Source organism: Arthrobacter sp. D3-18 (genome assembly GCF_054408525.1).
In genome coordinates, this window is sequence record NZ_CP096440.1 from 3,774,393 (window position 1) to 3,791,841 (window position 17,449).

The following is a 17,449-nucleotide window of genomic DNA, read 5'->3' on the forward strand; positions in this document are numbered from 1 at the left end:
ATGAGCCTCTGAGCAACCTGATGCGGTTGCCTAAGGGCTATGGGCGAATCAAAGAGGGTCGTGACCCCACACTCGCCGGTCCGCCGTCACCAACTTCGAAGTAGCTGCACCCCCGACACGCGGTGCAGCAGGCGTGTCCGGGGTATGTGCCGGCCAATGTGGGTGGTGGCCGCACAGCCCCCTCAAAGACAAGATGCCGGAGTATCGCAGTTGAGGCTTCCCGACCTTCTTTGGGAACAGATCAGCCTCTGAGCAACCTGATGCGGTTGCCTAAGGGCTGTGGGCACATCAAAGAGGGTCGCGACCCCACACGCGACGGTCCGCCGTCACCAACTTTGAAGCCGCACCCCCGACACGCGGTGCAGCAGGCGTGTCCAGGGTATGTGCCGGCCAATGTGGGTGGTGGCCGCACAGCCCCCAAGCCCCTCCGCCGCGGAGGTCAGACTCCTCGACGTGTCGAGGGAAGCCGCCATAGTGCGGGCGCCGGAGTGCAGGGGCGTTATGGAGGGAGCTGCAGCGTAGCGGGGCATCCCGATAGCGCCGTTGTCGCGCGAAGAATGAGCGCAGGCGCAAAGGGATCGTCCCGCGAAAGCGGAAGCGCCCGCCGCTGGATCACCCCGCGAACACGAAAGCGCCCGCCCTTACAGGACGAGCGCCTTCGGCGTAGTGCTACTTAGATCGAGTATTCCGGAGCGGCCCAGACGATAACTTCGGGGTGCTCGTAGAAACGGTAGCCCTGGCCGCGGACCGTGCGGACGGTGTTGGCGAGGCGGCCGAGCTTGGAGCGGAGGCGGCGGATGTGGACGTCGATGGTGCGCTCGTTGGGCACCTCTTCGGCGTTGCGCCACAGGCCCTCAAGGAGCTCGTCGCGGCCCACGGTGCGGGTTCCGTTCTCGACGAGGTAGTTGAGGAGCTCGAATTCCTTGAACGTCAGATTCAGCGATTCGCCGTCGAGGTGCACTTCGCGGCGGGCGAGGTCGATCAGCACGCCGGACGGACGGGCTTCCTGCTGGGGCGCCGGGCGGGCGGCTTCGGTGCGCTGGCGTGCGGCGACGGTGGGGTCGCCGAAGGTGGACCGCACGACGTCGAGTGCGGACCCGGGTGCCCCGGCGGGGGCAACTGCGACGGCGGCATAGCTCTCGGCACCGGTCACGAGGGACTGAGCGTAGGCCCGGATTTCCTGGGCAAGCTTGGCAATGGAGGTTCCGGCGGCAGCTGCGGTTTCTTCGTCAATGCCCATGTAGAGGACGAACCCGCGGGCCACGTTGTCGTTGGCAACAGGGCGGAGCTTGTCCGACTGCGCGATCACAGGGGTTGGCGCAGTCATGGGCGCCGGCTCCGCGGCGGGGACTGCGCGCAACTGGCCATAGGAGTTGGGGTTATAGCCCTGAGGCACGTATCCGGGGGCCTGCTGACCGGCGCCTTGCGGAGCAGGAGAGTAGCCGGGACGGTTGCCGAAGCCGGGGCGAAGCCCTGCGTTTGACGCGGCCTTGTTGGCGTTACGGACGGAGATGTGGACGTATCCAGATGCAACTGACATAGAGTGCTTACCTCAAAAGTGAATAGCCGTCATCGCGGCTTCGAATGCTGGTTGTCCCCGCAATGAGTTTGGGGAGGGGCGCCCAACGCTGGGCTAGGGGGCGAATGCCTGAAACTTCTTGGGGTGGAAAGTTAGGCTTGCATTCGACAACAGCGGTCATCATGGCCAGCGGGTGCGCTGGGCCAGGTTGCTGCGGCTGCAGGTGCTGTTGAGTTCTTGTTCACATTGGAAGTGTGCAACGTAACAAAGGCAACACGCAAGTAACAAAGCGCCGAACCGTCCACATTTTGAGACACAGAGGTCTATTGTGTCGCAAATCACAATTCCGTAGGTGCTGTAAATGAACGTCATTTCATTCGGTACGGTCAGGAAATATTCGGCATCTACTGAATATTCTTCGGTATATCGGGGATGATGTGCATGCTCGTTCCCACCAACCCTCCCTCGACGGAATCTCACGATCTGAAACACTTGTTGTCCAATCGGACTGAGTCTTTCGGACCAATTTTCGGGACAGAATCTGCTACAAGCCGTAGAACGCGGCTGCACTTGGCTGGCCAAAGTCCTTGGGCCAGGAAGTGGGTCCCGTAGCACCCTCCTCGATAGTCTGATCTCACAGCGTCCTCACAGGATGGGCAAAGCGTTGGCAAACCAGCAGAACGGAGAGTTATCCCATGGCCTCCTCGCACTCCATGACCAATAACCTTCCCCAGCTCTCCCACCCGGACGGCTCTCCCATCCGTGCCCTGGTGGTGGATGACGAACCCAGCCTCGCCGAACTGATGAGCATGGGCCTGCGCATGGCAGGCTGGTCCGTTGCGGTGGCGGGCGACGGTCCGGAGGCAGTAAAGCTGGCCAAGGACTTCCGCCCTGACGTGTTGGTCCTGGATGTCATGCTTCCCGGATTCGACGGCGTCGAGGTCCTGAACCGCATCCGCACCTTCGCCCCGGAGGTTCCCGCACTGTTCCTCACGGCCAAGGACGCCGTGCAGGACCGCATTGTGGGACTCGCAGCAGGCGGGGACGACTACGTCACTAAACCCTTCAGCATGGAGGAAGTCCTCCTGCGCCTCCACCGCTTGGTCCAGCGCTCCGGCGTAGCTGCAATGGACACCGCGGAGCTGGTGGTAGGCGACCTTACGCTCAACGTAGATACCCGTGAAGTCACCCGCGCCGGCCAGGATATTGCGCTCACTGCCACCCAGTTCGAGCTGCTTCGCTACCTCATGGAGAACCCCAAACGGGTTGTCAGCAAGGCCCAGATCCTGGACCGCGTGTGGGACTACGACTTCGGCGGCCAGGCCAACATCGTGGAGCTCTACATCTCTTATCTGCGCAAGAAGATCGAAGCCAACCATCCTCCGATGATCCACACCATCCGGGGTGCCGGATACGTCATCAAGCCTGCGGATTAGGCATTGAGCACCCTCTCAGGAGTGGCCAGGAAGTCCGGACCGGCCGGACAGTCTCAGCGCAGTTGGCTCAACCCTTCCACCTGGCACTTGCGTACACGCCTGGTCCTGGTGGCCATGGCACTGCTGGTCGCCATTTGCGCTGCGGTGGGAGTTGTCAGTTACGCGTCCATGGACATGGTCTTCGACAGGCAGCTCGACAGGCAGTTGGAGCAGGCGTCCAGCCGCGCGAATGACTTCGGCAGGCCGCCGTCGAACTTTCCGTCATCCCCCGGCAGGCCGGATCCTCTGGAAGCGCGCGGGCAAGCTGCGGGCACGCTTAATGCGAGGATCGACGGCTCCACCGTGCGTAGCTCGGGTTTAATTGACGCCCAGGGTAACCGCGTCTCGCTCTCAGCGGACGACGAACAGGTCCTTGTGTCGCTCCCCACGGACAATCAACCCGTGGACCGATCACTCTCCAACGGCGATTACCGGCTGGTGGCAGTCAACACCAATTACGGCGACGTGATTGTGACGGGCTTGCCGCTCGCCGACAAACAGAGCGCCGAAGCCTCGCTGGTGTGGACCATGGTGCTGGTCTCGCTGGGTGGACTCGTGGTGATCGGCCTCGTGGGAACGGTCATCATCCGCCGGACCATGCGGCCGCTGGAACAGCTCTCCGAAGTGGCCACAAAGGTCTCGCGCCTGCCTCTCGACGCCGGTGAAGTGGCACTTGCGGTGCGCGTGCCGCCCTCGGCATCCCACCCTGGAACGGAAGTGGGCAGCGTCGGCTATGCCTTGAACCAGATGCTGAACAACGTTTCGAGCGCTCTGGAAGCGCGGCAGGAAAGCGAAACCAAGGTGCGCCAATTCGTGGCAGACGCCTCGCACGAGCTGCGGACTCCCCTGACCGCCATCCGGGGTTACACCGAGCTACTGAGGATGACGGAGAATTTTACCGAGGATGGCCGGAAGTCACTGGCGCGTGTCCAAAGCCAGTCCGAACGGATGACCACCTTGGTGGAGGACCTTCTTCTGCTGGCGCGGCTGGACGAGGGTCAACCCGTCAAAGTTGAGGACGTGGACCTGACACAGCTGGTGATCGAAACGGTCAGTGACGAGAAAGTCATGGCACCGGACCACATTTGGCAGCTCCAGCTCCCCGATGAGCCCACCACGGTGCGAGGGGATGCCACCCAACTTCACCAGGTGCTGGCCAATTTGCTGTCCAATGCCCGCAAACACACCGATCCCGGCACCACTGTGGTTACAGGTGTCATGCTCTCCGCCGACGGCAGCGCCGTGGTCACGGTGACGGATAACGGCCCCGGAATTCCTGAAGATTTCCAGGGCCGGATCTTCTCCCGGTTCGCCCGCGCTGATGTCGCAAGGTCAGGCACCGAGGGCACCTCCGGACTGGGCTTGTCCATTGTGGAATCCATCGTTTCAGCGCATGGCGGGAGCGTGGAAGTGACCTCGCGGCCGGGGCGCACTGAATTCGCCCTCCGACTCCCTACCGTGACCACCGAAGGCCTATAACGAATCGGGCAAGGCGACTCACCGGCGTCGTGATCTCTGTTACCTAAATGTGACTTCTGCCGAAACCTCCTGTACCGTCGAAAGGGTGGGTCGTCCCTAGCAGGCCCACATCCGGGATGCGCCGAGCTCTGCCACTTCCCGGAGTCCGTTCTTTCTCCGAGGCAGAGACGGGGGACCCAGAGTCTCCGGGCCAGGCCTTTTTGGCCGGCCCTTGGGGTGAAGCCGCAGCATGATACGCGGCCGGATGACCTCATCCGAACCCGACAGCTAACTCCGCAGGCGCTGAGAGGTAATCACATGTCTGAACTTAACGATCAGACGCGCCCTTCCGCGCGTCACCGCGACGAACACAACGCACCGCTCACCAAGTCGCAGTCCGTCCTCAAGAACGCAGCCCGCCAGGGTAAGTCCGGCCACCGCATGTCCGTAGTCGCCGGTGTCGTGGCAGCCGCACTGGGCGTTGCATCGCTCGGAACCGCCGCAAACGCCGCACTGACCCTCCCCGAGGCGAGCCGCGTAGCTGGAACCCAGGCCAGTGCGCAGGTCAACACCAACAAGTCGGCTGAGATCTCCGCGTCGCTGAATGCTGCAGCCGAAAAGGGCGCAGCCGACAGGGCCGCTGCGGATGCTGCCGCCAAGGCAGCTGCTGACAAGGCCGCTGCGGAGAAGGCTGCCGCTGACCGGGCCGCAGCTGAGAAGGCCGCAACCGAGAAGGCTGCCGCTGACCAGGCCGCCGCCCAGGCCGCAGCTGAGAAGGCTGCCGCTGACGCTGCTGCCAAGCAAGCCGCCGACGCCGCTGCTGCCGCTGCCGCTGCGGAGGCCGCTGCAGCTGCTGCAGCCCCCAAGGCTGTGGACGACCCCGCTGCTGCCAAGGCGTACGCACTGAGCATCCTTGGCAACTACGGTTGGGGTCCGGGCGAAATGACTGCCCTGAACACGCTGTGGGAGAAGGAATCGAACTGGAGGACCACGGCGATGAACGCTTCCAGCGGCGCCTACGGCATCGTCCAGTCCCTGCCTGCTTCCAAGATGGCTACCGTTGGTCCTGACTGGGAAACCAACTACCAGACCCAGATCAAGTGGGGCCTGAATTACATCAAGGAGCGTTACGGATCCCCGTCCGCAGCTCTGGGCTTCCACTTGGCCAACAACTGGTACTAAGCCAGACTGCTTGATTGCCGCGCCCGTTGCCGCCGTTCGCACCAGTGCCCACTGGAGCGGATGACGGGAATGGGTGCGGCTTTTGCCGTATCACAGGTGCGGCGCGTAGTTCACAGCGGGATCACAGCTATCGCCTAAAGGACTCAAATCCGGTGTGCTCATCCTGAATATATGACGCTCACAGATCCCAAGCCGGTGGTGCACCATCAGCTGCAGCGCGCCCCCGTGAAAATACAAGGTTTGGTTCCCGTCCTGGACGTCACCATCCCCGTGTTCAACGGTGAAGCCCATCTGGAACACAAGCTGCGCAGCCTGCACGGACACCTCGCCGATTCCTTCCCGCACACATTTCGGATCACGGTGGCCGACAACGCCAGCACGGACAACACTTTACGGATCGCCGAACGTCTGGCCAGGGAACTCCCCGAACTGATGGTGATGCATTTTCCGGAACGGGGACGCGGAAACTCGCTCCGCCGGGTCTGGCTTTCTTCTCCGTCTCCCCTGCTGGCGTACATGGACCCTGGTCTGTCGATCGACCTTTCGGCGGTGGCGCCCCTACTGGCCCCGCTGATCTCCGGGCACTCCGACCTCGCCGTCGGAACGCGACTGGCAAGGGCTTCACAAGGGACATCCAGCCGCCACCATGACGTCATGGCGCGCGCCTACAATTTTCTGCTGCGCGTCATGACGGGGGCGCGCTTCTCCGATGCCGAATACGGCTTCAAAGCCATACGTGCCGATATCGCCCAAGAGCTGCTCCCCCACACCCGCAATGAGGCATGGTTCTTCGACACCGAACTGCTCGTCATCGCCGAACTCTCCGCTTTGCGGATTCATGAAGTCCCCGTCGACTGGACCGACGATCCCGACCCGGGCGTCGACGTCGTACGTACCGTCCTGGCTGACCTTCGCGCAGTGGCCCGCCTGACCCGCGAGCTGCACCGGGGGACAATTCCCGTCAGTGAGTTACGGGCCGAACTGGGCCGAGGACACCACCGGCCCTGACCCCGCCATAGAGCGTTACGTCTCCGGTTCGGCCTCCACCGCACCCCGCACGGCTGCGATGGAGGCCGCGACATCCCCGGCGTCCGTAGTCCAGTTGCTGACCGAGATCCGTAGAATCTCGCGACCACGCCACGACGAACCTGACATCCAGACCGCGCCTTCTGCCATGAGCCGCTGGGTGATCCGGTGTGTACGGTCATCGCTTCCGAAAGTCACCGAGACCTGCGTGAACACGACGTCGTTGAGCACCTCCACGCCAGGGATCGAGGACAGGCCTTCAGCCAAAGCGCGGGCATTAGCTGCCAAGCGCTCCACCATGGAAATCACGCCGTCCCGGCCCAGTTGCCTGAGTGCCGCCCATACCGGAATGCCCCGGGCGCGGCGGGACATCTCCGGAACTTTCTCGAAAGGATCCCCCGGTCCGGCGTCCGTGGCAATGAGGTAACTCGTGTGAACGCTGAAGGCACGCCTCAAGGCTTCCGGGCGGGCAACGATTGCCAGGCCACAGTCGTAGGGGACGTTCAGGGTCTTATGGGCATCCGTTGCCCACGAATCTGCGTCCTCGACACCCGCCAGCCGGCCTCGCAGCTTCGGGCTTACCGCGGCCCACAAACCAAAGGCACCATCCACGTGCACCCACGCACCGCGATCGTGCGCCACGGCTATGGCTTCCTCCATGGGATCGAATGCCCCGGAGTGGAGGTTGCCCGCTTGCAGGCAGACCAATGATGGGCCGGGTTGCTGATCCATGGCATCAGCCAGGGCGTCAGGAAATATCCGCCCTTCGTCGTCGGCGTCCACCGGAACACAGGCACCCAAACCGAGGTATCGCAAAGCCAGATCCACTGCGGCATGCCGTTCCCTGCCCGCAAAGGTTGTGATGCGCGGTGCACCGCTGAGGCCGAGCGCTTCGAGGTCCCATCCGGCCTCGTCCATCAGGTATTGGCGGCCCGCTGCCAAGCCCACGAAGTTGGCAGTAGTGGCACCCGTGGTGAATCCGACGTCGGCCGTCACGGGCAGGTGCAGGAGGTCCAAAAGCCAGGCGGCGGCAGATTCCTCGATGGCAGCGGCAGCGGGGGTGGCGAACCGGAGCCCGGTGTTTTGATCCCAAGCAGAGACGAGCCAATCGGCGGCCATGGCGGCGGGCAAGGTTCCGCCCATGACCCACCCGAAAAACCGTCCGGACTGGATCGCCATCAAGCCGGGCTCAGCCAGCGCGGCGAGCTCGTCCACTACCTCCGCGGCATCGGTTGCTCCGTCCGGGAGACGCGGCAGGATGGTCTTGGCCACTTGGTCGGCATCGGATGAAGGGCGGACAGAACGGGTGGGAACCGACGCAAGCCACTCACCGGCGTGGACCATGGCCCGCTCCAATGCAGCACCGTACGCCTCCGGCATCGCAGACATGCGCACAGCCTACGCCCGGTTCACCGCTTGGAACAGCCTTTACTCCAGCGGCGCTAGAGGGTGAGCGTCAGGAGGTGACCGCCGCCGTCGTCCTTCACAGCAGTGACGGTGACCGACGAGTAATCCGGGATCCGCCACATGCCCGGCTCCAGCTCCGCATTGTGCCTGGCAGCGGCCTTGCCCACCACAACGGTCCGCATGCCGGCGGCGCGCGCGGCAGCGATACCGGCAGGCGCATCCTCGAAAACCACGACGTCGGCCGGGTCGGCTCCCAGGAGCGCCGCCGCCTTCAGGTACCCCTCAGGGTGCGGCTTACCGCGGGTGACGGACTCCGCAGTGACTGTTGTTGATGGCATGGTGAGCCCGGCCGCCTGCATGCGGATATCTGCCAGGATGCGGTCCGCGGAGGTGACCAACGCGATAGCGTCATCCGGGAGTCCTGCCAGCAGGGCTTCTGCCCCGGGAAGCGCAATGACGCCGTCGGTCCGGGAGCGTTCCATCTCGCCCAACTCGGCGGTCAGTGCTTCAAAGTCAGCGCCGGCGGGCGCGTACCGGCGAACAGTGTCGCCGGCTTGGACGCCGTGCGAGGTGCGCAGGATCTCGTTGAAATCCAAGCCGTAGCGCTCGGCGAACTCAAGCCACACCTGCTCAACGATCGCCGTTGAGTCAACCAGCGTGCCGTCTATGTCGAAAAGGACGGCGCGGACGGTCAGCACTGATGATGGAGAGACGGGTTCGGCAGGATGGCTCATGGGTCCATCCTGCCGCACACTCATCCGGCGGTGCTGAAGTGTGACTTAGCCGTTTGGCCGCTGAGGTAGGTACTGCACCGCCCACTTGTTGCCGTCGGGGTCAGCGAAGTAGACGAAGTGGCCCCAATCCTGAACGTCAATATCGCTGACGTCCACGCCGTTGGCCTTGAGCTGTTCATGCGCCTTATTAATGTCCGCCACCACCACTTGGAGGCTGGGCGCTGTTCCCGGAGGGGCATCGCTGAGCCCCTCACCGATAGCGATGGAACACGCCGAACCAGGCGGTGTCAGTTGCACGAAGCGGATGCCGTCCATGGGACGCTCATCGAAATCGGCGTTGAAACCAACCTTGTTGACGTAGAAATCCTTCGCGCGGTCGACGTCGGACACAGGGACAAACACCAGTTCAAGTTTCCAGTCCATGCGCCACAGGCTAACGGGGCGCGCCGGAAACCGGTAGGGGGCTCCCTTAACCCGCTACGCCGTAAAGGCGGTCACCCGCATCGCCCAGGCCCGGCACGATGTAGGACTTTTCGTTGAGCTTCTCATCAATCGAGGCCAGGACGATTTTGACGTTGGCGTCCGAGAGCTCCTCTTCCAGCTTGGACAATCCCTCCGGAGCGGCCAGCAGGCAGATGCACGTCACATCGGAGGCACCGCGCTTGAAGAGGAACTTGATGGCCTCGCGCAGGGTGCCGCCAGTGGCGAGCATGGGGTCCAGCACGAAGATCTGGCGGCCGGTGAGATCCTCGGGAAGGCGCTCGGCGTAGGTGATGATGTCCAAGGTTTCTTCGTCGCGGGCCATGCCCAGGAAGCCCACCTCAGCGGTAGGGACCAGCTTGGTCATGCCCTCGAGCATGCCAAGGCCTGCGCGCAGAATCGGGACTACCAACGGAGTGGGCTTGGTGAAAGCCGTGCCCACGGTTTTTGTCACGGGGGTCTCGATCTCGACTGGCTGCGTCTTGACCTCGCGAGTGGCTTCATAGGCCAGGAGGGTGACGAGTTCTTCGGTGAGTTGCCGGAAGACCGGTGAAGGGGTGTTCTTATCCCGCAGAACGGTGAGCTTGTGAGCGACCAGCGGGTGGTCCACGACGAGTGTGCGCATCCCCCAAAACTATCATTGAGACATGAGCGCCACCGAGCCGTATCACGCAGAACACATGGCCTGGATGGGCCTTGCCCTGGACGAAGCCCGGTTGGCGTTGAAAACTGACGACGTACCGATCGGCGCCGTCGTGTTGGGGCCCGACGGCGGAGTGCTGGGTTCCGGACGCAATGAACGGGAAGCGCATGGGGACCCGACCGCCCACGCGGAGGTGGTGGCCATTCGTCAGGCTGCTGCTTTGCTTCGTCAGCGCGCTCACGATGCGGGCGCCGATGGCGACGGCTGGCGCTTGGAGGACTGCACTTTGGTGGTCACCCTTGAACCCTGTGCCATGTGTGCCGGGGCAATTGTCTTGGCCCGTATTCCCCGCGTCGTGTTTGGCGCGTGGGACGAGAAGGCAGGAGCGGCGGGTTCTGTGTTCGATATCCTCCGCGAGCGCCGCCTTAATCACTGGGTTGAGGTCTACGCGGGCGTCCGCGAGGACGAGTGCGCTGCCTTGCTCAGGGACTTCTTCGTTTCGCACCGCGTGCCCTGACTCCCCCGCTTCCCTGCTCCCCCAATCCCCCGATCCCCCAATCCCCCGCGAGTTGGCACTTAATGCCGATCCGGGTGCTCGGGATTGGCCTTAACTGTCACCTCGGTGGGCGTTCCAGGGCCTCCATGACAGTGGCCGCGGTGGTGTCCCAGCCTTGGAGGTGCTCCCGGGCTGTCATGGCTGCGTTCCGCCAGGTTTGTTGCTGGGCGTGATCGGTGAGCCATCTTCGGAGGGTGCCGGCGAGGTTTCGAGGGTCGCTGAGATCCAAGGCCGTGCCAGCCCGGGAGGTACCCAGTGCTTCCACTGCTCCCGTTCCCTGCCGAACGAGCACGGGGATGCCGTGAGCCAACGACTCCGTTACGGACATCCCGAAGCTTTCGGCACGTGAAATCAGAACACTCAGGTCTGCCCGGTGCCATTGCTCTTCGAGGGCATCGCCGGTCAGCTCGCCAGTGATGCAAATCCGGTTTTCGAGACCGTAATGCTCGACGACGGCCCTCACCGTGGCCGCGTAACCCGGGTCAGCGTCGCGGGAGCCGATGAGGGCTGCGGTCCAAGGGAGAACTTGTATTTCACTGAGCGCCTGCACCAGGAACGTCTGGCATTTGTTGGGCAGCAACGCCGCGACCACCACGATGTGCCGTGGTTCGGATCCTTCTGCGGGGTTTGCCTTCTCAGCACCGGGCGTGGCGATCACGATGTTTTGTATCCCGTGCTTTGCCTCCAACTCCGCCGCTGCGTGAGCACTCGGGCAGACGACCCCGGTTGCTGCAGCCAGCGCCTTAGCCTCAAGGTCGTGGTCCGCCAACGCCATGTGGGAGAGGACCCAGACCTTGGTCCCGGCATTCACCGCGCCGGCGATCTCTTCCGGTGCCCCGCTCGCTACCAAGCCGTCGGCAATCACTGTTGTGCCGCCGTCGAGCATGTCAGCGAACCGCTGCCGGTCCGTCGGGCTCCCAACGGGCCAGTCGCCGTCGACCGTTACTATCTCAAGGTCCACGCCAAGGGCACTCAAATGCTCGGCGAGTTTGGCGTTGTACTTGTTGCCGCCGGAGCCGTGCCGGACGTTCCCAGGGACCAGGAAGCGGATGTGCACTTACTTGACCGGGAGCTCCAGCGAGTAGCCCGCCCAGGCATCAGGGTTCTCGCGGAGGACGACGTCGATGCCAGTGAGTGCCGGACCGTCCGCCGTGTCCTGAATTTGGGCAGCCATGGCGTCGGCGATGTGCTTCGCGAGAGCCTCCGTTGTGGAGAGCTTGCCCTTGAAGGCGGAGTGTTCGTCGAGGTTCTTGTAGTTCAGGTCGGCGAGCACTTCCTCAAGGATGCCCCCGGCCGCACCGATGTCCAGGACGATTGCGTCGTCATTGAGGTTGGGCCGGCGGAAGGTGACTTCTGCAACGAACGTGGCACCGTGGAGCCCCTGGGCTGGGCCGAACGCTTCCCGGGGAAGGCTGTGGGCGACCATGAAGTGGCGTCGGACGGTCAGGCTGAACATGTATTAATCCTCCGGGTTGGGGTAGGCGACCACATGGCAGAAACCGCCGGGCCGTTCGAACAATTCTGTGAGTGTGCTGGGCAGGTTCCGGAACAGGCATTCGCTGGTCAGGAAAGTGTCGAACAGCGGATCCCTTAGTTCGAGTGCCGCCTGTTCCAATCGCTGGGCGTTGGTTCGCCGGTGCCTTCTGGGCAGGGCGACAGCACCCACCTGGCTCGAGCGGATGTTGAGCCTGCGGGCGTGGAAGTCCTCCCCGAGCGGGAGGGTGACTTCCTTGTCCGCGAACCAGGAAAGTTCAATGACATCGGAGTCGTCGCCAGTCAGTTGGAGGCTCAACTTGAGGCCCTCGTTGGAGGCGGAGCAGTGGAAGACGATGTCGTTGTCATCCCTCGCTTCCTCGGGGAGGGCGAAGTCCACGTTGATGGTTTCGGCCAGCTTTCGCTTCTCGGGGTCGGCGTCCACCAGTTGCAGGCGGCCCAGCGGATAGTTCCGCAGGAGCGTCGCCAGGACGCCACCCACCAAACCACCACCGACGACGGCGACACGGTCGCCCAGCCTCGGTCCGGCTTCCCAAAGGGCATTGATCGCCACCTCAACGATGCCCGTGAGGACAGCCCGCCGTGCTGGTACGTCCTCCGGGATTGCAGTGAGTTGGCCAGCGGGGATCACGTAGAAGTCCTGGTGCGGGTGCAGGCTGAAGACGGTCTTGCCGATCCATTCCTCCGGGCCTTGCTCCACTATGCCGACGTTCAGGTAGCCGTATTTGACCGGGCCCGGGAAGTCGCCTTCCTGGTGCGGCGCCTGCATCAGGTCAGCCACTCGCTCCGGAACGCGGCCCTCGTGGACAACACGCTCAGTGCCGCGGCTGACCCCCGAGTACAGGGTCCTGACCAGCGCTTCTCCTTCTTGCCTTGCTGGCAGGGCCTCCGGGCGCAGCTCGCCATTGCCCGTCTCAGTGACCCAATAGGCCTGGGCTTCGTGTTCTTGTTCGCGCGAGATAGTCATGGTGCTTACGAATCTATCGGTGGGGGGCTGCTGACGGAAGTTGGCCCTGTTTGGCCGGCGCGTTCGCTGGTTCTCCTTGCAGCGCGTTGGGGGCTCGTTTTGGGGAACAGGGCTCAACTCCGGTACCCTATTTCAGTTGGTGACGTGTCCGAGCGGCCGAAGGTGCAACACTCGAAATGTTGTTTGGTGTAAAAGCCAACGTGGGTTCAAATCCCACCGTCACCGCCAATGAGAAAGGCCCTGCTTCCCTTTGTTTATGAGGGAGGCAGGGCCTTTTCTTGTCTTCTAGCTAAGCGTCTGCCCACATTTTGCCCACACTCGACTGTGAAACCGCGTGATCTAGAGCGTCTGAAACTGAGTCCAGATCCCCGTCGAACAAGTCTGCATAGACATCCAGGGTCATAGCCGCGGAACTGTGGCCAAGCATCTTTTGGACCGCCTTGACGTTGGCGCCGGCAGAAACGGCGAAGCTGGCTGCTGAGTGCCGAAGATCGTGGGGCGTTATGCGTGGGATCCCGGAACGCTTCACAGCACTTGCAAACCAACTCATATTGTCTTCATGGACTCTCGCCAGCCGGAGGTGATGACCATTCTCACCGGGGAACACCAGATCCTCACGGCCCTTACCCTCGCATTGCACCGCTAGGCGCTCTGCCAAGAATCTCGGGAACGGCACCGTGCGACGCTTGTGGTTCTTCGGCGTTCCAACCTCGATAACGGAACCGACCTGAACGGCGTTTTCCTCGATCAAGAAACGCCTCCTAAGCATGTCCAAATGCTTGACCCTAAGCCCGGTCGCTTCACCCCATCTGAGGCCGCAGTACGCCAATGCAAGGACGAGGGCGGGGTACTTGCTCGCTTCCGCCAGGGCATGAACTTGTTCGTGAGTTAAGTAGACGTGTGGTTTCTTCACCTTTCGAGGCAAAGACACGCCACGTGCAGGGTTGCTAATTGTCCTGCGGTCCGCAACAGCATCATCCAAAATGGCCGCAAGAACCCCATAAGCCCGGATAACGAGAGTGGCGCCCTTTGCCTTACGCGGCGGAGTCGCATCGGGATCCCCTTGCGTCATATCTGAAACCCATTGCTGCACGGCAGTCCGCCTAACATCAGCGACGGCAACACTTCCCCAGACCCGGCAGCACGTGATTCCGCCAAGCGGATTCGACTGGACGCAATGACGATGGCTTGAGGTGGGCCTGTCTGGCGAGCCACTCGTGCCCCAACCCCCCCCCCTATAACCACCTTCGCGGCGGTGGCATCAATGAACTCTCCGCGGGCTTTGGAAACTTCCACGCTCGCTAGGAACAGCTCAGCATCCCGCTTCGTGCGGAATCCCCGCTTGTCAGTCTGGGAGCGATCGTGCTTTCTGTACCGAACACGGTAGCGCCGGCCGAACTGGTTTCGTAGGGCTCAATTGTCGCCATGCGCGTCTTCCTGCGGGTCGTACGGGCCAATATCGCCCACCTGGATCATCCCCGAATCTCGCGCTTTCTTGATCCACTTCGTTGCCGTAGTCCTGGGCAACGGATCAAGGTTTTCTCCCGCAAAGGTCTGTTGTACATAAAGGGCCGGCGCGAGTCCCAGGATAAGACCAAGGGTGTAGATGTCTGCGACGTACTCCAAAGTCTCCCGAACAGGTCCCCGCAACCGGAGATTTTGAAGTTCTTCATCTGGAAGTTGAACCGGACTCTCAGCCATGATGCTGTTCGCTCCCCCGCCTTCCCATGAGTAAAAGTCGCGGAGGTATCCGAGGTGCTTCAAAATTGCGGAACGCCAAAGATGTTTGACGTTCACTGCGCGCAGGTCGGTTGAAGTTACCTCGTACCCAATCCGTGAGGAAACGGTTACGGCTGTAGGTCTAAGACCGCCATCTACCAACGCGACACGGAAGGACACATCCAGATTTGCAGCCGGCGCATGGGCAACAGTCAAGGTCCCCGGCAGGTCAATGGTCACCGGCCCCAGCAGGTGCGGTATAGCCCCATGGTCTGGGGTATATGAAGATTCCACTGTCGTTTGAGGCATGTCTCATTATCGCAGAGTGGTTCACTAACGACAAGGGAGACTCACTAGGAGCACTCCTGACATAATTGCTCCCCGCGATCTAATGTCAAATTAGGGAGAGAGGCTGAATTGTCAAACCTGAACCACTCAGAATTAAGCTCTTTTCCCAGAACACACCAGGGAGAAAAAATGACTTCTGAACTCATGAAGCCAGCCGACCTCGGGGCGCGGATTGAAACTTCCCCAGCCGTGTTGGCGAACTGGCGATACCTCGGCATCGGGCCGAAGTTCATCAAGCTAGGCCGCTCGGTCCGCTACAGGGTCTCTGATGTCTAATCATGGCTAGACGACCAGACACGGCAGCAGACCGGCGCCGCCTAAGCCGGCCACCAACCCCTCGCTCATGTCAGCCCACCAAGCTGACGCGAAACGCCCGTCGTGCTCTCTGGGAGGGAGCTCACGGGAAGCATCACTAAAACCATCACACCGTACTGATCAAAGGCCTCATTCAAATGAATAGCACCGCATCAACCGTGCCCACCGTCCGCCGTATGACGCAGGAGCAAGCCAGCAAGCTTGCCGCGTTCGTTGTCACGATTCGCCCCGAATGGTTAGCCGCACCAATCCGCGGCCTACTCCAATCCCACACCTACGGAACCCGCGGGGTGGAAGAAATCGAAGTTGAGGAACTAACGCGCCGCACCGTCGCCGCAGCGTTCACCTCAACGCAGGAACAACTCACCGAACTGCCAGGAGCATCGGCGTGATTAGCAAAAAGATAGTTATCGACGTAGCCCGATACGACACAAGCACTCGCGGATCCGTTTCCTACGACCCAACCGAACTGGACCGTAATCACTCCTGGGACATTTCGCGGCTACCTCACGGCGCCGTCCTTGAACTTTTGGTACACAGCTACAGGCCCTTCCGCTACCCAAGCGAGTACGGGCCTGCCATGTTCCCGAACCCTCACGCGTGGGGAGGAACAGAAGCTTTACACATAATCATTACCGCGGACTCCCATGGGGTTGCTGCGGATTGGGAAGAACTGTTCGTCAGGCAGGCAGCGGACATCCGAAAACACAAGCAGGCTGCTTGAAGGTAGCCAATCCAACAGCCGGCGTGGAGATGAGCGCCCACGCCGGCTCAAGACAACAAGACCACATCAGACGCAAGGACCGGACTTGACCGAACAGCTCGCCCCGGACCACCACATCCCCGGATACTTCCGCGCCGAAGCCTACGAAGACGAATCGCCCTCAAAGCTCAAGAAGGCGTTCACAGGCGCATGGCTCTTGGAACAGGTATTCCCCCAACTCGTCTACATCGTCGATGGCATCATTCCCGAAGGGCTAACGCTCCTTGTAGCAGCACCGAAGATCGGGAAATCATGGCTTGTCCTCGGCATCGCAATCGCCATAAGCACCGGCCAGAAAGTACTTGGCTGCGTCAATACAACAGCAGCTCCTGTCCTATACCTCGCCCTCGAAGATGGACCGAGACGGCTGCAATCGAGGCTAAGAACCCTGGGCGTCACAAGCCTCAGCAATAATCTGACATTCATCACCGACGTTCCCCGCGGGGACATGGTGGAAACCATCCGCGAATTCATGGACAGGCACCCCGGCGAAAATCCGTTGGTTATCCTGGACACCCTCGGCAAAGCAATGCCCTCAGCAGTCGGAGGGGAAACACAATACGACCGGGACTACCGCGTCATGGGTGCGCTCAAACGACTTGCAGACGACAACCCAGGGTCCAGTGTCGTCATCGTGCACCACACACGCAAGATGGACGGCGCAGACTTTCTCGATGCAGTCAGTGGAACTCAAGGCATCGCTGGGGCAGCGGACCCAATCCTGCTGTTGAAACACTCACGCCACGAAACGCAAGCGCAGCTACAAGTAACCAGTCGCGATGCAGCGGAAGGCGAATACATCTTGGAGCAGGCAGGCACCGGCAAGTGGGTGCTAGCTGGCGGATCCCGAGCCGAGGCAGCGAAAGCAGCTACCGACGCAAGGACAACCGATGGAGTAAATGACCGCATGGCCTAGGTCATCCAACTCATCAATAGGTACCCCGAGGGAACGAAGGCCAAAGACGTTGCAACACTCCTGCACCTCGAAGATTCAACAGCTCGCGTCTACCTAAGAAGAGCCTATGAAGCAGGACGAATCAGCAATCCATCAAGAGGGCTATATGCCCCTGTTACATCTGTTACAAGTGTTACTTCCGAGCCTGAACTGTTCGGCGAAGTAACACAAGAAACACATGTAACAGCCATGTCTGGGGAGGTGGCGGCATGACTGATGCGGAACTCGCTGAGTACTGGAAACGCCAGACAATCCACTGGCGAAACCTCGCCATCGTCTATCAACAGCAGCTCCTAGCAACCAAGAACCGTCCCGAACGTCACTACGGGAAAACCACCCTTCATCGCGACCCGACAGGCAACGCAGCAGTAAGTGCCGTCGAAAAAGAACGCAAGAACAGGAAGTAGC

20 protein-coding genes, 1 tRNA gene and 1 riboswitch are annotated in these 17,449 nt (G+C 61.8%); of the genes, 11 read left to right on the top strand and 10 right to left on the bottom strand.

Going from position 1 to position 17,449, the window contains the following annotated elements:
* Positions 1-673: 673 nt before the first annotated feature.
* Complete coding sequence (locus M1D89_RS19445) at positions 674-1,540, bottom strand: winged helix-turn-helix domain-containing protein (protein WP_498646088.1); 867 nt, start codon at positions 1,538-1,540, stop codon at positions 674-676.
* Between the two features lie 674 nt (positions 1,541-2,214).
* On the opposite strand from M1D89_RS19445, the gene M1D89_RS19450 reads away from it, so the two are divergent.
* From M1D89_RS19450 to M1D89_RS19465, 4 genes are all read left to right on the top strand, one after another.
* Positions 2,215-2,955 carry a response regulator transcription factor gene (locus tag M1D89_RS19450; protein WP_498646090.1) on the top strand — a complete coding sequence of 247 codons (741 nt, stop codon included), beginning with the start codon at positions 2,215-2,217 and terminating at the stop codon, positions 2,953-2,955.
* A gap of 21 nt (positions 2,956-2,976) precedes the next feature.
* A complete protein-coding gene (locus tag M1D89_RS19455) occupies positions 2,977-4,473 on the top strand; it encodes a sensor histidine kinase (RefSeq protein WP_498651001.1) in 1,497 nt (498 codons plus the stop codon).
* Between the two features lie 133 nt (positions 4,474-4,606).
* Positions 4,607-4,767, top strand: a riboswitch (cyclic di-AMP (ydaO/yuaA leader).
* 3 nt (positions 4,768-4,770) lie between these two features.
* Positions 4,771-5,634 carry an aggregation-promoting factor C-terminal-like domain-containing protein gene (locus M1D89_RS19460; protein ID WP_498646092.1) on the top strand — a complete coding sequence of 288 codons (864 nt, stop codon included), beginning with the start codon at positions 4,771-4,773 and terminating at the stop codon, positions 5,632-5,634.
* Positions 5,635-5,805: 171 nt separating this feature from the next.
* Entirely contained in the window at positions 5,806-6,642 is an 837-nt protein-coding gene (locus tag M1D89_RS19465; protein ID WP_498646094.1) for a glycosyltransferase, read from the top strand.
* A 15-nt stretch (positions 6,643-6,657) separates the two neighbouring features.
* Here the strand turns inward: M1D89_RS19465 and M1D89_RS19470 are convergent, their stop codons facing one another.
* The 4 genes from M1D89_RS19470 to upp are packed head-to-tail and all read right to left on the bottom strand — an operon-like array spanning position 6,658 to position 9,906.
* Entirely contained in the window at positions 6,658-8,049 is a 1,392-nt protein-coding gene (locus M1D89_RS19470; RefSeq protein ID WP_498646096.1) for a pyridoxal phosphate-dependent decarboxylase family protein, read from the bottom strand.
* Between the two features lie 53 nt (positions 8,050-8,102).
* Positions 8,103-8,801: an HAD-IA family hydrolase gene (locus M1D89_RS19475; protein ID WP_498646097.1), complete on the bottom strand. Its 699-nt coding sequence runs from the start codon at positions 8,799-8,801 to the stop codon at positions 8,103-8,105.
* 45 nt (positions 8,802-8,846) lie between these two features.
* Positions 8,847-9,224, bottom strand: a complete 378-nt coding sequence (locus M1D89_RS19480) for a VOC family protein (RefSeq protein WP_026005392.1) — start codon at positions 9,222-9,224, stop codon at positions 8,847-8,849.
* Positions 9,225-9,270: 46 nt separating this feature from the next.
* Complete coding sequence (gene upp, locus M1D89_RS19485) at positions 9,271-9,906, bottom strand: uracil phosphoribosyltransferase (RefSeq protein WP_011773542.1); 636 nt, start codon at positions 9,904-9,906, stop codon at positions 9,271-9,273.
* Positions 9,907-9,928: 22 nt separating this feature from the next.
* On the opposite strand from upp, the gene M1D89_RS19490 reads away from it, so the two are divergent.
* Complete coding sequence (locus M1D89_RS19490; RefSeq protein ID WP_498646100.1) at positions 9,929-10,441, top strand: nucleoside deaminase; 513 nt, start codon at positions 9,929-9,931, stop codon at positions 10,439-10,441.
* Positions 10,442-10,538: 97 nt separating this feature from the next.
* Here the strand turns inward: M1D89_RS19490 and M1D89_RS19495 are convergent, their stop codons facing one another.
* From M1D89_RS19495 to M1D89_RS19505, 3 genes are read right to left on the bottom strand one after another with little or no spacing between them, the layout of a single operon-like run.
* Complete coding sequence (locus tag M1D89_RS19495) at positions 10,539-11,537, bottom strand: glycosyltransferase family 4 protein (RefSeq protein WP_498646104.1); 999 nt, start codon at positions 11,535-11,537, stop codon at positions 10,539-10,541.
* Entirely contained in the window at positions 11,538-11,936 is a 399-nt protein-coding gene (locus M1D89_RS19500; RefSeq protein ID WP_498646106.1) for a 6-pyruvoyl trahydropterin synthase family protein, read from the bottom strand.
* A 3-nt stretch (positions 11,937-11,939) separates the two neighbouring features.
* On the bottom strand, positions 11,940-12,941 hold the full coding sequence (locus M1D89_RS19505; RefSeq protein WP_498646108.1) for a zinc-dependent alcohol dehydrogenase: 1,002 nt from the start codon (positions 12,939-12,941) through the stop codon (positions 11,940-11,942).
* A 138-nt stretch (positions 12,942-13,079) separates the two neighbouring features.
* Between M1D89_RS19505 and M1D89_RS19510 the strand changes: the two genes are divergently transcribed.
* Positions 13,080-13,169: transfer RNA gene (locus M1D89_RS19510), tRNA-Ser, on the top strand.
* 61 nt (positions 13,170-13,230) lie between these two features.
* Here M1D89_RS19510 and M1D89_RS19515 read toward each other — a convergent pair.
* Entirely contained in the window at positions 13,231-13,854 is a 624-nt protein-coding gene (locus M1D89_RS19515) for a tyrosine-type recombinase/integrase (protein ID WP_498646109.1), read from the bottom strand.
* Between the two features lie 500 nt (positions 13,855-14,354).
* Positions 14,355-14,969 carry a hypothetical protein gene (locus M1D89_RS19520; protein WP_498646110.1) on the bottom strand — a complete coding sequence of 205 codons (615 nt, stop codon included), beginning with the start codon at positions 14,967-14,969 and terminating at the stop codon, positions 14,355-14,357.
* Between the two features lie 168 nt (positions 14,970-15,137).
* Between M1D89_RS19520 and M1D89_RS19525 the strand changes: the two genes are divergently transcribed.
* The 5 genes from M1D89_RS19525 (at position 15,138) to M1D89_RS19545 (ending at position 17,448) form a co-directional block, all read left to right on the top strand.
* Complete coding sequence (locus tag M1D89_RS19525) at positions 15,138-15,284, top strand: DNA-binding protein (RefSeq protein ID WP_498646112.1); 147 nt, start codon at positions 15,138-15,140, stop codon at positions 15,282-15,284.
* Between the two features lie 176 nt (positions 15,285-15,460).
* Entirely contained in the window at positions 15,461-15,715 is a 255-nt protein-coding gene (locus M1D89_RS19530) for a hypothetical protein (protein WP_498646114.1), read from the top strand.
* On the top strand, positions 15,712-16,047 hold the full coding sequence (locus tag M1D89_RS19535; RefSeq protein ID WP_498646116.1) for a hypothetical protein: 336 nt from the start codon (positions 15,712-15,714) through the stop codon (positions 16,045-16,047). Before M1D89_RS19530 ends, M1D89_RS19535 begins: the two co-directional genes overlap by 4 nt.
* An 85-nt stretch (positions 16,048-16,132) precedes the next feature.
* Positions 16,133-17,002, top strand: a complete 870-nt coding sequence (locus M1D89_RS19540; RefSeq protein ID WP_498646118.1) for an AAA family ATPase — start codon at positions 16,133-16,135, stop codon at positions 17,000-17,002.
* Positions 17,003-17,250: 248 nt separating this feature from the next.
* Positions 17,251-17,448 (top strand): hypothetical protein, encoded by a 198-nt coding sequence (locus M1D89_RS19545; RefSeq protein WP_498646120.1) that lies wholly within the window; start codon positions 17,251-17,253, stop codon positions 17,446-17,448.
* Position 17,449: the final 1 nt, after the last annotated feature.

What these genes read in the sequence shown, in the direction of transcription:
- M1D89_RS19450 (WP_498646090.1), top strand. Translation starts at nt 2,215, where the DNA reads ATGGCCTCCTCGCACTCCATGACCAATAACCTTCCCCAGCTCTCCCAC.
- upp (WP_011773542.1), bottom strand. Translation starts at nt 9,906, where the DNA reads ATGCGCACACTCGTCGTGGACCACCCGCTGGTCGCTCACAAGCTCACC.
- M1D89_RS19520 (WP_498646110.1), bottom strand. Translation starts at nt 14,969, where the DNA reads ATGCCTCAAACGACAGTGGAATCTTCATATACCCCAGACCATGGGGCT.
- M1D89_RS19525 (WP_498646112.1), top strand. Translation starts at nt 15,138, where the DNA reads ATGACTTCTGAACTCATGAAGCCAGCCGACCTCGGGGCGCGGATTGAA.
- M1D89_RS19530 (WP_498646114.1), top strand. Translation starts at nt 15,461, where the DNA reads ATGAATAGCACCGCATCAACCGTGCCCACCGTCCGCCGTATGACGCAG.
- M1D89_RS19445 (WP_498646088.1), bottom strand. Translation starts at nt 1,540, where the DNA reads ATGTCAGTTGCATCTGGATACGTCCACATCTCCGTCCGTAACGCCAAC.
- M1D89_RS19460 (WP_498646092.1), top strand. Translation starts at nt 4,771, where the DNA reads ATGTCTGAACTTAACGATCAGACGCGCCCTTCCGCGCGTCACCGCGAC.
- M1D89_RS19465 (WP_498646094.1), top strand. Translation starts at nt 5,806, where the DNA reads ATGACGCTCACAGATCCCAAGCCGGTGGTGCACCATCAGCTGCAGCGC.
- M1D89_RS19475 (WP_498646097.1), bottom strand. Translation starts at nt 8,801, where the DNA reads ATGAGCCATCCTGCCGAACCCGTCTCTCCATCATCAGTGCTGACCGTC.
- M1D89_RS19545 (WP_498646120.1), top strand. Translation starts at nt 17,251, where the DNA reads ATGACTGATGCGGAACTCGCTGAGTACTGGAAACGCCAGACAATCCAC.
- M1D89_RS19505 (WP_498646108.1), bottom strand. Translation starts at nt 12,941, where the DNA reads ATGACTATCTCGCGCGAACAAGAACACGAAGCCCAGGCCTATTGGGTC.
- M1D89_RS19470 (WP_498646096.1), bottom strand. Translation starts at nt 8,049, where the DNA reads ATGTCTGCGATGCCGGAGGCGTACGGTGCTGCATTGGAGCGGGCCATG.
- M1D89_RS19480 (WP_026005392.1), bottom strand. Translation starts at nt 9,224, where the DNA reads ATGGACTGGAAACTTGAACTGGTGTTTGTCCCTGTGTCCGACGTCGAC.
- M1D89_RS19500 (WP_498646106.1), bottom strand. Translation starts at nt 11,936, where the DNA reads ATGTTCAGCCTGACCGTCCGACGCCACTTCATGGTCGCCCACAGCCTT.
- M1D89_RS19490 (WP_498646100.1), top strand. Translation starts at nt 9,929, where the DNA reads ATGAGCGCCACCGAGCCGTATCACGCAGAACACATGGCCTGGATGGGC.